The sequence below is a fragment of the Streptomyces manipurensis genome (genome assembly GCF_049570255.1).
In the GTDB taxonomy this organism is placed as follows: Bacteria; Actinomycetota; Actinomycetes; order Streptomycetales; family Streptomycetaceae; genus Streptomyces; species Streptomyces manipurensis.
Window position 1 is genome coordinate 4,796,982 of sequence record NZ_CP186950.1, and the last position, 13,448, is coordinate 4,810,429.

The 13,448-nt window shown below is 73.3% G+C and carries 13 protein-coding genes; 8 read left to right on the forward strand and 5 right to left on the reverse strand.

Features of this window, described 5'->3' with window-relative positions; all coding sequences use genetic code 11:
- Positions 1–51: 51 nt before the first annotated feature.
- On the reverse strand, positions 52–2,043 hold the full coding sequence (locus ACPU2J_RS22365; protein ID WP_423833881.1) for a DEAD/DEAH box helicase: 1,992 nt from the start codon (positions 2,041–2,043) through the stop codon (positions 52–54).
- 436 nt (positions 2,044–2,479) lie between these two features.
- Here ACPU2J_RS22365 and ACPU2J_RS22370 point away from each other — a divergent pair, with 436 nt between their 5' ends.
- Positions 2,480–3,238, forward strand: a complete 759-nt coding sequence (locus ACPU2J_RS22370) for a ferritin-like fold-containing protein (protein ID WP_361590347.1) — start codon at positions 2,480–2,482, stop codon at positions 3,236–3,238.
- Positions 3,239–3,307: 69 nt separating this feature from the next.
- Here ACPU2J_RS22370 and ACPU2J_RS22375 read toward each other — a convergent pair whose 3' ends face one another.
- From ACPU2J_RS22375 to ACPU2J_RS22390, 4 genes are all read right to left on the reverse strand, one after another.
- Positions 3,308–3,610 (reverse strand): hypothetical protein, encoded by a 303-nt coding sequence (locus ACPU2J_RS22375; RefSeq protein WP_420079685.1) that lies wholly within the window; start codon positions 3,608–3,610, stop codon positions 3,308–3,310.
- A 109-nt stretch (positions 3,611–3,719) separates the two neighbouring features.
- Positions 3,720–3,947 (reverse strand): DUF3107 domain-containing protein, encoded by a 228-nt coding sequence (locus ACPU2J_RS22380; protein WP_361590345.1) that lies wholly within the window; start codon positions 3,945–3,947, stop codon positions 3,720–3,722.
- A 169-nt stretch (positions 3,948–4,116) separates the two neighbouring features.
- Positions 4,117–4,755, reverse strand: coding sequence for a TetR/AcrR family transcriptional regulator (locus ACPU2J_RS22385; protein ID WP_361590342.1), 639 nt, complete (start codon positions 4,753–4,755; stop codon positions 4,117–4,119).
- A 137-nt stretch (positions 4,756–4,892) separates the two neighbouring features.
- Positions 4,893–5,108: a hypothetical protein gene (locus tag ACPU2J_RS22390; RefSeq protein ID WP_399815432.1), complete on the reverse strand. Its 216-nt coding sequence runs from the start codon at positions 5,106–5,108 to the stop codon at positions 4,893–4,895.
- A gap of 132 nt (positions 5,109–5,240) precedes the next feature.
- On the opposite strand from ACPU2J_RS22390, the gene ACPU2J_RS22395 reads away from it, so the two are divergent.
- From ACPU2J_RS22395 to ACPU2J_RS22425, 7 genes are all read left to right on the forward strand, one after another.
- A complete protein-coding gene (locus ACPU2J_RS22395) occupies positions 5,241–6,239 on the forward strand; it encodes an alpha/beta fold hydrolase (protein WP_420079684.1) in 999 nt (332 codons plus the stop codon).
- 6 nt (positions 6,240–6,245) lie between these two features.
- Positions 6,246–7,700: a DUF3152 domain-containing protein gene (locus ACPU2J_RS22400; RefSeq protein WP_420079683.1), complete on the forward strand. Its 1,455-nt coding sequence runs from the start codon at positions 6,246–6,248 to the stop codon at positions 7,698–7,700.
- Between the two features lie 57 nt (positions 7,701–7,757).
- The gene (locus ACPU2J_RS22405) at positions 7,758–7,853 is read left to right on the forward strand and encodes an Ms4533A family Cys-rich leader peptide (RefSeq protein WP_361590331.1); all 96 of its coding nucleotides are present in this window, start codon (positions 7,758–7,760) and stop codon (positions 7,851–7,853) included.
- Between the two features lie 188 nt (positions 7,854–8,041).
- Positions 8,042–9,778 (forward strand): ABC transporter substrate-binding protein, encoded by a 1,737-nt coding sequence (locus ACPU2J_RS22410; protein ID WP_420079682.1) that lies wholly within the window; start codon positions 8,042–8,044, stop codon positions 9,776–9,778.
- Between the two features lie 68 nt (positions 9,779–9,846).
- Positions 9,847–10,758, forward strand: a complete 912-nt coding sequence (locus ACPU2J_RS22415; RefSeq protein ID WP_420082363.1) for an ABC transporter permease — start codon at positions 9,847–9,849, stop codon at positions 10,756–10,758.
- Positions 10,755–11,747 (forward strand): ABC transporter permease, encoded by a 993-nt coding sequence (locus ACPU2J_RS22420; RefSeq protein ID WP_423833882.1) that lies wholly within the window; start codon positions 10,755–10,757, stop codon positions 11,745–11,747. The genes ACPU2J_RS22415 and ACPU2J_RS22420 overlap by 4 nt, the downstream gene beginning before the upstream one ends.
- Positions 11,744–13,444 carry a dipeptide ABC transporter ATP-binding protein gene (locus tag ACPU2J_RS22425; RefSeq protein ID WP_423833883.1) on the forward strand — a complete coding sequence of 567 codons (1,701 nt, stop codon included), beginning with the start codon at positions 11,744–11,746 and terminating at the stop codon, positions 13,442–13,444. The genes ACPU2J_RS22420 and ACPU2J_RS22425 overlap by 4 nt, the downstream gene beginning before the upstream one ends.
- Positions 13,445–13,448 lie beyond the last annotated feature (4 nt).

A 13,448-nucleotide genomic window follows, 5' to 3' on the forward strand; every position in this document is an offset into this window, starting at 1 on the left:
GCCCCGCACCCTCCGGAAAGGGGTGCGGGGCCGTGGCAGGTACCTGCGGCCCTACGCCTCCGGCGCGGCCGCGGCCTTGCGGGTGCGGGTCCGCTTCGGCTTGGCCGGAGCCTCCTCCGCCACGACGGCGGCCTCGGCGACCGGAGCCGCGGCGGCCTTGCGGGTGCGCGTCCGCTTCGGCTTGGCCGGAGCCTCCTCCGCCACCTCGGTGGCGACGGCGACGGCCGGCGCGGCCTCCGCGGTCTTGCGGGTGCGGGTCCGCTTGGGCTTGGCCGGGGCCTCCTCGGCCACGACCGGGGCCTCGGCGACCGGGGTCACCGGGGCGGCCGCGGCCTTGCGGGTGCGGCGCGCGCGGACCGGCTCGACCGGCGGGGCCATCTGGAAGTCCGGCTCCGGGGTGGTCTCCACGATCCGCCGCGGACGCCGGGCCCGGACGGGCTCGACGGGCGGGGCCATCTGGAAGTCCGGCTCCGGGGCGGCCTCGACCTTGCGGACGCGGGCGCGCCGCGGCCTGGCCGGGGCCTCCTCGGCGACCGGTACGGCCGCTGCCACGGGGGCGGCGGCGGGCGCGGCGGCCGGCGCCTCGGCCACCGGGGCCGCGACGGCCGCCTGGGCCGGAACCGCACCCACGCGGGTCCGGCGACGGCGCGGCTTGCGCGGCTCGTCGGCGGCCGGCGCCTGCGGAGCCTCGGCGATCGGGGTGACGGCGGCCTCCGCACCCACCTCGGCACCGCCCCGCGTACGGCGCCGCTGGCGCGGCGTGCGCGTACGGGCCGGACGCTCCTCGGTCACGGTGGCGGAGCGGGCGCCACGGCCACCGCGGCCGCCGGTCTCACCCAGGTCCTCCAGCTCCTCGGCCTTCAGGCCGGCCCGCGTGCGCTCGGCGCGCGGCAGGATGCCCTTGGTGCCGGCCGGGATGTTCAGCTGCTCGAACAGGTGCGGCGAGGTGGAGTACGTCTCCAGCGGGTCGTGGAAGTCCAGCTCCAGCGCCTTGTTGATCAGCTGCCAGCGCGGGATGTCGTCCCAGTCGACCAGGGTGACGGCGGTGCCCTTGTTGCCCGCGCGGCCGGTGCGGCCCACGCGGTGCAGGAAGGTCTTCTCGTCCTCCGGCGTCTGGTAGTTGATGACGTGGGTCACACCCTCGACGTCGATGCCGCGTGCGGCGACGTCGGTGCAGACCAGTACGTCGACCTTGCCGTTGCGGAACGCGCGCAGCGCCTGCTCGCGGGCGCCCTGGCCCAGGTCGCCGTGGACGGCGCCGGAGGCGAAGCCGCGCTTCTCCAGCTGCTCGGCGATGTCGGCCGCCGTGCGCTTGGTACGGCAGAAGATCATCGCCAGACCGCGGCCCTCGGCCTGCAGTACGCGGGCGACGAGCTCCGGCTTGTCCATGTTGTGCGCACGGAAGACGTGCTGCGTGATGTTGGCGACGGTCGCGCCCTCGCCGTCCTCGGAGACGGCGCGGATGTGCGTGGGCTGCGTCATGTAGCGGCGGGCCAGGCCGATGACCGCGCCCGGCATGGTCGCCGAGAACAGCATGGTCTGGCGCTTCGCCGGAAGCAGGTTCATGATCTTCTCGACGTCGGGCAGGAAGCCGAGGTCGAGCATCTCGTCGGCCTCGTCCAGGACGAGCGCCTTGACGTGCGACAGGTCGAGCTTCTTCTGCCCGGCCAGGTCGAGCAGGCGGCCCGGGGTGCCGACGATCACGTCGACACCCTTGTTCAGGGCCTCGACCTGGGGCTCGTAGGCCCGGCCGCCGTATATGGCCAGGACGCGGACGTTGCGGACCTTGCCGGCGGTCAGCAGGTCGTTGGTGACCTGGGTGCACAGCTCGCGGGTCGGAACCACCACGAGGGCCTGCGGGGTGTCGGTCAGCTGACCGGGCAGGGCCCGGCCGGCCTCGACGTCCGCGGGGACGACGACCCGCTCCAGCAGGGGAAGGCCGAAACCGAGCGTCTTGCCGGTACCGGTCTTGGCCTGGCCGATGACGTCCGTGCCGGAGAGGGCGACGGGGAGGGTCATCTCCTGGATCGGGAAGGGGGACACGATGCCGACGGCTTCAAGCGCCTCGGCCGTCTCGGGAAAGATCCCGAGGTCTCGGAACGTAGTCAGGGTGCTGCCTCTTCTGTGAGACGCGGCGCGAGGCGGCGAAGGGGGTCCTACCGTGCCGTGCTTGCAGTACTACGACGTACGAAGCTGCGCGGGACCACTGGCCTTCGCTCAAGCGCATCTGCCGCTGAGGGGGCCCCTCGTGGGAGGCGGTACGCATGGACGTACGCACCACACCGAGGGCGGTCGGTTGGAGCCGATCGGGCCACCGACCGGGCATCCTCATTCGGATGGCCCGCCGAGTATTCGGCAGGCGCATTACCACTGTACCTCGGAATCGCGCAGGTGTGTCGGGTGAATTCACCGGGGAGGTGGGTTTAGCTGGACAGGGCAGGTGGTTCATGGCCCCATTCGGCGGGCTATTGTGCGGTGCATGCCGACCGTAGAAAACGCCTCGCCCGCCGACGACAGCACCCCCGCCGAATCCACGGGGATCGCCTCCCAGGACTGGGCGACCGCCTCTGCCTCGCCGCAGTACCGGGCCGCCGTCGTGGACCTGCTCGGCGCGCTCGCCTACGGAGAGCTCGCGGCCTTCGAGCGCCTCGCGGAGGACGCGAAGCTCGCGCCCACCCTGGACGACAAGGCCGAGCTCGCCGCGATGGCCTCCGCCGAATTCCACCATTTCGAGCAGCTGCGCGACCGTCTCGCGAAGATCGAGGCCGAGCCCACCGCCGCCATGGAGCCCTTTGCCCGCGGCGTCGACGACTTCCACCGCCAGACCGCGCCGTCGGACTGGCTGGAGGGCCTCGTCAAGGCGTACGTCGGCGATTCCATCGCCAGTGACTTCTACCGCGAGGTCGCCTCGCACCTGGACACCGACACCCGCGCCCTGGTGCTCGGTGTGCTCGACGACACCGGCCACGGCAACTTCGCCGTCGAAAAGGTGCGCGCCGCGATCGAGGCGGACCCGCGCTGCGGCGGCCGGCTCGCGCTGTGGGCCCGCCGCCTGATGGGCGAGGCCCTGTCGCAGGCCCAGCGCGTGGTCGCCGAGCGCGACGCGCTCTCGACCATGCTCGTCGGCGGAGTCGACGGGATGGCCGCCGGCTTCGACCTGGCGGCCGTCGGGGAGATGTTCACGCGCATCACCAAGGCGCACACCAAGCGGATGGCGGCCCTCGGCCTGGCCGCCTGACCGGACTCCGGCACACCTCGGCCCCGGCGCGTCCGACGCGCCGGGGCCGAGCCGTGCGTGCCTCAGGGGTCAGCCCCGCGACGGAAGCGAAATCGGAGTCCTCGGGGACCGCCTGCGCGCCCGGGGTGCGGGACGCAGCAGCAGCGAGAGCACGACCGCGGACACCAGGACCGACCCGACGAACGTCGCCATCAGCGTGTAGTGCCCCGGGCCCAGCGCGAAGTGGGTCAGATAGGCGCCGAACAGCGCCCCCAGCACCCCGCTGGCCAGCACCACTCTCGGAGAGGGGAGCCGGGGCGCGAGTGCCCGGACGGCCGCCGCGGACAGGCCGAGGCCCAGCAGGGCGGATCCGAACACTTCCAACAGCACCATCTGGTCTCTCCCATACGTCAGGGCAAACCGGGTCACTGCGGTCCTACCCGAAGCGGAAGAAAGAGAAACGGCCCGGTGGAGTCAACCACCGGGCCGTTTCGGACAGTTCTCAGAGCGCGCCGAAACCGACCTTGCGCGCGGCCGGCTCGCCCAGGTCGATGTACGACAGACGGTCGGACGGCACCAGGACCTTGCGGCCCTTGCTGTCGGTGAGGCTCAGCAGCGGCACGTTGCCGGACAGCGCGGCGGTGACGATGCTCTCCAGCTCCTCGGCGCTCAGGTCGCTCTCCAGCACGATCTCCCGGGGTGCGTGCTGCACGCCGATCTTGACCTCCACGGCTTTGTCCCTCCGACGATCCGGTTCGCGCGATCAGCCGCGCCGTACGCGGTCCACATTAGCCCGGAGAGGGGACACGGATCGCGCGTGGCGGACATGCTCGCAGCGAACACCGGCGGCAGCGGCCCGCCGGGCCGTCAGGTCTCACCGCCGTCGGGCCTGCGGACCGTCAGGCCTCCGTGCCGTGCAGCGGGAAGCCGGCGATGCCCCGCCAGGCCAGCGAGGTCAGCAGACCGACGGCCGTCTCACGGGCGACCGGGCTCTCGCTCGACAGCCAGTAGCGGGCGACGACCTGCGACACCCCGCCCAGGCCGACGGCCAGCAGCATCGACTCGTCCTTGGACAGGCCGGTGTCCTCGGCGATCACGTCGGAGATGGCCTCGGCGCACTGCAGCGAGACGCGGTCGACGCGCTCGCGCACCGCCGGCTCGTTCGTCAGGTCGGACTCGAAGACCAGCCGGAAGGCGCCGCCCTCGTCCTCCACGTACGCGAAGTACGCGTCCATCGTGGCGGCCACGCGCAGCTTGTTGTCCGTCGTCGACTCCAGCGCCGTCCGCACGGCGTGCAGCAGTGCCTCGCAGTGCTGGTCCAGCAGGGCCAGGTACAGGTCCAGCTTCCCGGGGAAGTGCTGGTAGAGGACCGGCTTGCTCACTCCGGCGCGCTCGGCGATGTCGTCCATCGCGGCGGCGTGGTAGCCCTGCGCGACGAACACTTCCTGGGCCGCGCCCAGCAGCTGGTTGCGCCTGGCGCGGCGCGGCAGTCGCGTACCCCGCGGACGCGCTGCCTCGGTCTGCTCGATGGCTGTCACGCCGCCTCCCACTTTCTCATCGGAACACAGGCGCTCTGCGCCGCGCCGCCATCGTACTTTTCGGTAACCGAATCTGGAGGGTTCCGGCCGAGTTTTCTCGCGGTACGGACCGCCCGGAGGCGCTGGTCAGCGGTCGGTCAGCGGTAGTCGTCCTCGTCGAGCTGCACCACCCGCGCCTGCTCGGCGGCATCGCCGTCCGCGGCCTCGTCCGCCTCCCGGGCGTCGGCCGGGTCGTCCTCGCCCGGCGTGAGATCCGCCAGCTGCTCCGCCACATCGGCCTCGGGCGCCTCAGGATCGAGGGATTCCGGAAACGGCTGCCGGAAGGTGTCCGGCTCCGCAGGGTCGACAGTCATGCCGCTCCCCTCGCTTCCTTTGCTCACTTACGAGCGTAGGAGGATCGGGGTGGCACCGCTATGCGGATCCGTCATGTGTCTGTGACCGCGAACACAACAAGTGGAGCGTGATCCTCTCGTAACATTGCCCGCATGTCTTCGACCGAGCCGCCGGGTGTGCGGTCCCCCTCCGAACCCTCCTCCGCCGGAGGAGGGGCCCGGCCGGCCGACGGAGAGCAGCTGCGCACCGCCCGCCTGCCCGGACTGGAAGTCGCCGTCCGGACGCGCCCACCGCGGCGCACGGACCTGCCGCCGGCGCTCTTCGTGCACGGCCTGGGCGGTTCCTCGCAGAACTGGTCCGAGCTGATGGCCCGGCTGGAGGACACCGTCGACGGCGAGGCCCTGGACCTGCCCGGCTTCGGCTGGTCCCCGCCCTCGGCCGACCGGGACTACTCCGTCACCGCCTTCGCCCGCGCCGTCATCCGCTACCTCGACGCGGCCGGCCGCGGCCCCGTCCACCTCTTCGGCAACTCCCTCGGCGGCGCCGTCTCCACGCGCGTCGCCGCCGTGCGGCCCGACCTCGTGCGCACCCTGACGCTGGTCTCGCCCGCCCTGCCCGAGCTGCGCGTGCAGCGGTCGGCCGTGCCGACCGCCCTGCTCGCCGTGCCCGGGGTGGCCGGTCTCTTCACCCGGCTGACCCGGGGTCTCACCGCCGAACAGCGCACCCGGGGAGTGACGGCCCTCTGCTACGGCGACCCCTCCCGGGTGACGCCCGAGGGCTTCGCGCGCGCCGTGGAGGAGATGGAGCGGCGGATGGCCCTGCCGTACTTCTGGGACGTGATGACGCGCTCCTCGCGGGGCATCGTCGACGCCTACACCCTCGGCGGCCAGCACGGACTGTGGCGCCAGGCCCAGCGGGTGCTCGCCCCGACCCTGCTGGTCTACGGCGGCCGCGACCAGCTGGTCTCGTACCGTATGGCCCACAGGGCCGCAGCGGCCTTCCGGGGTTCGCGACTGCTGTGTCTGCCCGGGGCCGGGCACGTGGCGATGATGGAGTACCCCGAGGTGGTGGCCGCGGCCTTCACGGAGCTGCTGCGGGACACCGAAGGGGCGGCCGGGGCAGCCGGGAACACCGAGGACGGGCGGGGCTAGAGCACAGTGGGACGACACAGTCGAAAATCCGCGGCGCCCGCTCCGGAGTCCGCTCCGGTCGCGGCGCCCTCCGCAGCACGCCCGACGGCGCAGCCGGACTCCTTCGCCCCCGGTGACCCCTTCGCGTACGACGACGTGTTCGCCAACGGCGACCCGTTCGCCGGGTGGCCCGAACCGACCGTCACCCACCAGGGGTACGCGCAGCAGGACCCGCCCTCCGCCGCGCGTCCCGCCGGTCACCCGCAGCAGTACGAGCCGGGCGGCGCCTGGGGAGCCCGGCCCGACTCGGTGTACGGGGACTGGCACGGGGTGCCGCGCCCCCGCCCCGCGGAGGAGCCCGCCCCGAGATCCGCCGCCCCCTCCGAGCCCCGCGACGGCGACACACCGGCCTTCGGCACGCCCGCGGTCGGCTTCCCGCAGGTCACCCTGGCCCCCCAGGCACCCGTGCCGGACTTCGACGCCTTCACCTCCACCGGTTCGCACCGCCGCGTGCCGGGCCCGCGCAGGCCCGCCGACGCCGGCCCGGGACCCGTGCCCGCCGCCACCGGCACCGCCACCACCGCGGCCGCCGCCGAACCCGTGGCGCCCGCCGAGGACCGGCCCGCCTCCGGACGCGGCAAGAAGGCCCTGACGTACACCGGGATGGCCGCGGCCGCGGTCACCACGGTCCTCGCCGTGGTCGTCGCGGGCCAGACCTTCCTCGACGGGGGCGACGCCGACGCCCGGGCCGGCGCACCCGCCGCCACCGGCAAGGAACGCTCCGACTCGGCCGCCTCCCGGTCCGAGGGGCGCCCGACCCCGAACGGTGCCGTGGCCGCGCCCCTGCCCTCCGCCAGCGCACCCGCGCCCGCGCCGGAGCTGACGTACGAACAGCAGATGGCGCTGCAGATGCCCATCGACGCCAAGCTCGCCGGGCCGGGCACCTTCGACACCGTGCCCGGCGTGGCCAAGGCCCCGGGCAAGGGCAAGGTCGTGCGCTACCGGGTCGACGTCGAACAGGGCCTCGGCCTGGACGCCCAGCTCTTCGCCGAGGCCGTCCACCGCACGCTCAACGACGACCGCAGCTGGGGCCACGGCGGCAGCAGGACCTTCGAGCGGGTGCCGGGCGGCGAGTCCGACTTCGTCATCACCCTCGCCAGCCCCGGGACCACCGGCGTCTGGTGCGCCAAGTCCGACCTCGACACCACCGTCGACAACGTCTCCTGCGACTCCGCGTCCACGGAGCGGGTGATGATCAACGCCTTCCGCTGGGCGCAGGGCTCCGCGACGTACGGACCGGAGCAGATGTTCGCCTACCGGCAGATGCTCATCAACCACGAGGTCGGCCACCGGCTCGGCCACGGACACGTGAACTGCCGCACACCCGGCGCCCTCGCCCCGATCATGCAGCAGCAGACCAAGTCCCTCGACATCAACGGAATCCAGTGCAAGCCCAACCCCTGGGCGTTCCCCGGTAATTGACCGGTGCGCGCGGAAGCGCGTTGACAACGTGTCCGATCATCGGCAATGGTTCTCCGCATGTCGCACCACCACACCATGACCGCGAGCGCCGCCATCCAGCGCGCGCTGCTCGGTGTGACCGCGCACAGCGTGGCCGACATCTTCTGTCGCTGACGCCGGCCCGACCGCGCAGCGTCCCTTCTCCCGTCCTTCCGTGACGCCGCCGCGCGCCCGGGCACTTCCCTGCCCGCAGGCGCGGCCTTCCCCTGCCCGGTTCCGGTCCCGCACCGTCCCCGGTCGCCGATCGCTGCCCCTCGCGTGGCCCTTCCGCTGTTCCCTTCACGCCGAGAGGTGCCTTTCCGATGGCCCGTCAGTCCCACATATCGCGCCGCGCCGCCGCGGTCGCCGTCAGCCTCGCACTGGCCGGGGGCGCCACGGCCTGCGGTCCCGAGGACGCCGCGGACAAGGCAGGCCCGGGCGGCAGGCCCGGAGCCGCCGGCGCCCCGCAGAAGGGCGGCACCCTGACCGTCCTCAACTCCGAGCCGCAGAACGACTTCGACCCGGCCCGCCTCTACACCTCCGGCGGCGGGAACGTCCCCTCGCTGGTCTTCCGCACGCTGACCACCCGCAACCGCGAGGACGGCGCGGCCGGCACCAAGGTCGTCCCCGACCTGGCCACCGACACCGGCCGGCCCAACGCCGACGCCACCGAGTGGACGTACACCCTCAAGGACGGCCTGAAGTACGAGGACGGCTCCCCGATCACCACCGCCGACATCAAGTACGGCATCGAGCGGTCCTTCGCCGCCGAGCTGTCCGGCGGAGCCCCGTACCTGCGGGACTGGCTGGTCGGCGGCGAGTCCTACGAGGGCCCCTACAAGGACGGCGGCAAGGGCCTCGACTCGATCGTCGTGCCCGACGCGAAGACCATCGTCTTCAGACTCCGCAAGCCCGAGGGCGAGTTCCCCTTCGTCGCCACCCAGACCCAGTTCGCTCCCGTCCCCAAGGCCAAGGACACCGGCGCCACGTACGAGGAGCACCCCGTCTCCTCCGGCCCGTACAAGGTCGTCAAGAACGACAACGACGGCGAACACCTCACCCTGGAGCGCAACGAGCACTGGGACGAGAAGACCGACGAGGAGCGCAAGGCCTACCCCGACCGGATCGACGTCCGCTCCGGACTCGACTCCGCCGTCATCAACCAGCGCCTGACCACCAGCGCCGGCCCCGACGCGGCCGCCATCACCACCGACACCAACCTCGGCCCCGCGGAGCTCGCGCAGATCGGCGACGACAAGGAGCTCGCCGGACGGGTCGGCACCGGCCACTTCGGCTACGTCAACTACATCGCCTTCAACCCCAAGGTCGCTCCCTTCGACAACCCGAAGGTCCGCCAGGCGATCTCCCACGCCGTCAACCGCACCAGCGTGGTCAACGCCGCCGGCGGCTCCGCCCTCGCCGAGCCCGCCACCACCTTCCTGCCCGAACGAGAGGCCTTCGGCTTCACCCCCTACGACCACTTCCCGGCGGGGAGGACCGGCGACCCGGCCAAGGCGAAGGAACTGCTCAAGGAGGCGGGCTTCCCCGACGGACTCACCGTCACCCTGACCCACTCCACCGCCCAGAACCGCCAGACCAGCCCCGAGGTCGCCACCGCCGTCCAGCAGGCGCTCGCCGCCGCCGGCATCACCGTCAAACTGGAGGGCCTGGAGAACAACGCCTTCAACGAGCGGCGCTGGGACGCCGCGAACACCCCCGGCTTCTTCCTCTCCCGCTGGGGCGCCGACTGGCCCTCCGGAGGCCCCTTCCTCGCCCCGATCTTCGACGGCCGGCAGATCGTGACCGGCGGCTCCAACTACAACCACGCCCAGCTGAACGACCCGGCCGTCAACGCCGAGATCGACGAGATCGCCAAGCTGACCGACCTCGCCGCGGCCGGCAAGCGCTGGGGAGCCCTCGACAAGAAGATCGGAGAGCAGGCCCTCACCGTGCCGCTCTTCCACCCCGTCTACAAGCGGCTCGTCGGCAAGGACGTCAAGAACGTCGTCATCAGCGACTGGACCGGCGTCCTCGACATCTCGCAGGTCGCGGTCAAGTGAGCATCACCCTCGAACGGTCCGCGCCGGCACCCGGGGCCGTCCCCCCGGGCGCCGGCGCCGGACGCCGGGTGTGGCGGCGGCTGCGCCGACGGCCCTCCGCCGTCCTGGCCGCCGCCGTCCTGGCCCTGCTCGTCCTGCTCGCCCTCGCCGCGCCGCTGCTCTCCCACCTCACCGGCCAGGACCCGAACACCTACCACGACGACCTCGTGGACTCCGCCCGCGGCGGCGTCCCGATCGGATCCTTCGGCGGGATCTCCGCCGAGCACTGGCTCGGTGTCGAACCGGGCACCGGCCGCGACCTGTTCATCCGGCTCGTCCACGGCGCCCGGATCTCCCTGCTCGTCGCCGTCGGCGCCGTCCTCGTCCAGACGCTCGTCGGCGTCGCCGTCGGACTCGCCGCCGCGCTCGGCGGCCGGGTCGCGGACCAGGTCGTCGGCCGCACCACCGACGTGATGATCGCGCTGCCGCTGCTGGTCATCGGCATCGCCCTCACCGCCGTCGTGCCGCCCGACTTCCCCAGGCCGCTGCTGCTCGTCCTCCTCATCGGCCTGCTCGACTGGGGCGCCACCGCCCGGATGGTCCGCGCCCAGGCCCTCGCCCTGCGCGGCCTGGACTTCGTCGACGCCGCCCGGCTCTCCGGCAGCGGGAAGCTGCGCATCGCCCGCCGCGAACTGCTGCCCTCGCTCGCCGCACCCGTGATCACCCATGCCGCGATCAAGGTGCCCACCGCCATCGTCGCCGAGGCCTCGCTGTCCTTCCTGGGCGTCGGCGTGAAGCCGCCCACCCCCTCCTGGGGGCAGATGCTCTCCGGCGCCCAGACCTGGTTCCGCGCCGACCCGGCCTACGTGCTGCTGCCCGCCGGGCTGCTCTTCGTCACCGTGCTCGCCTCCACCGTCCTCGGTGACGCCGTGCGCACGGCCCTCGACCCGCGCGAAGACTCCCGCCTGCGGGTCGGTACCGGAAAGGAGCGCAAGGGGTGACCCGGTTCGTACTCCAACGCGCCAGCGGCGCACTGTTCGTGCTGCTCGCGCTGTCCGTCATCGTCTACTCCCTCTTCTACCTCGTCCCCGGGGACCCCGCCCGCCTCGCCTGCGGCGAGCGCTGCAACCCGCAGCAGATCGCCCAGGTCCGCGAGCAGCTCGGACTGAACGACTCCTCCCTCGCCCAGTACCTGCACTTCCTCGGCGGGCTGGTCGCCGGACGCGACTACTCGGCCGGCGCCGGGCTGGTCCTCCGCTGCGAGGCGCCCTGCCTCGGCCTCTCCTACCAGACGGACCAGCAGGTCACCGAGCTGATCCTGAGCAGGCTGCCCGCCACCCTGTCCCTCGCGCTCGGTGCACTGGTCATCTGGCTGCTGGTCGGCGTCGGCACCGGGCTGCTGTCCGCGCTGCGCCGCGGCGGGATCACCGAACGCCTGCTGACCGTCCTCACCCTCGCCGGGACCGGCACCCCCGTCTTCATCCTGGGGCTGCTGCTCCTCATGGCGGTCTGCGCCCACCTGCGGTGGCTGCCCTTCCCCACGTACGTGCCGCTGACCGAGGACCCCGAGCAGTGGGCCTGGAACCTGCTGCTGCCCTGGCTGACCCTCGGCCTGTTCGAGAGCGCCAAGTACGCCCGGATCACGCGCAGTTCCACCCTGGAGACGCTCGCCGAGGACCACATCCGCACCTTCCGCGCCTACGGCGTGGGGGAGCGGGCCCTGGTCACCCGGCACGCCGCGCGCGGCGCCGTCGCCCCCGTGATCGCCCTGAGCGCCGTGGACTTCGGCACGATGATCGGCGGCGCCGTGCTGACCGAGTCGCTGTTCGGCATCCCCGGCCTCGGGAAGACCCTCATCGACGCCGTGCGGGCGGTGGACCTGCCCGTCGTGGTGGGCGTCGTCCTCACGATCGGCGCCGCCGTGGTCCTTGCGGGCGCCGTCGCCGACCTGTTGTACGCCGCGGCGGACCGAAGGGTGGCCCTCGCATGACACCGGCACTGGTCGACGTCACCGACCTCGTGGTCGACTTCCCCGTCGGCGGCGCCGACGCGCACGTACGGGCCGTGGACGGGGTCTCCTTCACCCTGGACGCGGGCCGCGCCCTGGGCATCGTGGGGGAGTCCGGCAGTGGCAAGTCCACTGTGGCCGCCGCCCTGCTGGGCCTGCACCGCGGTACGGGCGCCCGCCTCTCCGGCACCGTCACGGTGGCCGGCACCGACGTGGCCGCGGCCACGCCCGCCGCACTGCGCCGGCTGCGCGGAGGCACGGCCGCCATGGTCTTCCAGGACCCGCTGAGCTCCCTGGACCCGTACCACGCCATCGGCGACCAGATCGCGGAGGTCCACCGGATCCACTCCGGGGCCTCCCGCCGGGCCGCCCGCGCCCGGGCCGTCGACGTGCTGGAGCGTGTGGGCATCGCGGACGCGGCGCGCAGGTCCCGCGCCCGGCCCCACGAGTTCAGCGGCGGCATGCGGCAGCGGGCCCTCATCGCGATGGCGCTGGCCTGCGAACCGCGGCTGCTGATCGCCGACGAGCCCACCACCGCCCTCGACGTCACCGTCCAGGCGCAGATCCTGGACCTGCTGCACGGCCTGCGCGAGGAGCGCGGGCTCGCGCTGCTGCTGGTCACGCACGACGTGGGCGTGGCCGCCGAGAGCGTGGACGAACTGCTGGTCATGCGGGACGGCCGCGCCGTCGAGCGCGGGCCGGTCGCGGAGGTCCTCGCGGCCCCGGCCGAGCCGTACACCCGGGCCCTGCTGGCGGCCGTACCGCGACTGGACGCGCCGCGCGCGGCCACCCGGACCGGCCCGGACGTTGTGTTGTCGGAGCGCACGTCCCCGGAGCGCACGTCCCCGGACCCCGCGGTCCGCGACGGCGCGGCCGGACCGCAACCGCCCGTCGTGGAGGCCGTTGCGCTGCGCCGCGGGTTCGGCCGGGGCCGGCGCCGGGTCGAGGCGGTCGCGGGGGTGTCGCTCGCCGTGCGCGCGGGCGAGACCCTCGGCGTCGTCGGCGAGAGCGGCTCGGGCAAGAGCACGCTCGGCCGGATGCTCGTCGGCCTGGTCCGCCCCGACGCGGGGGAGGTCCGGCACGCGGGGGTCCCCGTCACCGGGATCGCCGGCGGGGTACAGATGGTCTTCCAGGACCCGGTCTCCTCCCTCAACCCGCGCCGCTCCGTCGGGCACTCCATCGCCGACCCGCTGCGCGCCGCCGGCGAACGGGACATCGCCGCGGTCCGGGCCCGGGTCGGTGAACTCCTGCTGCGGGTCGGGCTGGAACCGGAGCACTACGACCGCTACCCGCACGAGTTCAGCGGCGGCCAGCGCCAACGGGTCGGCATCGCCCGCGCGCTGGCACCGAACCCGAGGCTGATCGTCTGCGACGAGGCCGTCTCCGCACTCGACGTGACCACGCAGGCGCAGATCACCGCGCTCCTCGCCGAACTCCAGCGGGAGCTCGGCATCGCCCTGGTCTTCATCGCCCACGACCTCGCCGTGGTCCGGCAGGTCAGCGACCGGGTCGCCGTCATGCGGGCCGGCGAGATCGTCGAGCAGGGACCGGTGGACGAGGTCTACAACCGCCCCGCCCACCCCTACACCCGCCGGCTGCTGGCCGCCGTGCCGGCACTGGATCCGGGGCTCGCCGCGGCCCGCCGCACCTCGCGCAGGGAGGCCCTGGCAGTGCTCTAGTGCC

What these genes read in the sequence shown, in the direction of transcription:
- ACPU2J_RS22370 (WP_361590347.1), top strand. Translation starts at nt 2,480, where the DNA reads ATGCCGACCGTAGAAAACGCCTCGCCCGCCGACGACAGCACCCCCGCC.
- ACPU2J_RS22375 (WP_420079685.1), bottom strand. Translation starts at nt 3,610, where the DNA reads ATGGTGCTGTTGGAAGTGTTCGGATCCGCCCTGCTGGGCCTCGGCCTG.
- ACPU2J_RS22390 (WP_399815432.1), bottom strand. Translation starts at nt 5,108, where the DNA reads ATGACTGTCGACCCTGCGGAGCCGGACACCTTCCGGCAGCCGTTTCCG.
- ACPU2J_RS22395 (WP_420079684.1), top strand. Translation starts at nt 5,241, where the DNA reads ATGTCTTCGACCGAGCCGCCGGGTGTGCGGTCCCCCTCCGAACCCTCC.
- ACPU2J_RS22405 (WP_361590331.1), top strand. Translation starts at nt 7,758, where the DNA reads ATGTCGCACCACCACACCATGACCGCGAGCGCCGCCATCCAGCGCGCG.
- ACPU2J_RS22410 (WP_420079682.1), top strand. Translation starts at nt 8,042, where the DNA reads ATGGCCCGTCAGTCCCACATATCGCGCCGCGCCGCCGCGGTCGCCGTC.
- ACPU2J_RS22425 (WP_423833883.1), top strand. Translation starts at nt 11,744, where the DNA reads ATGACACCGGCACTGGTCGACGTCACCGACCTCGTGGTCGACTTCCCC.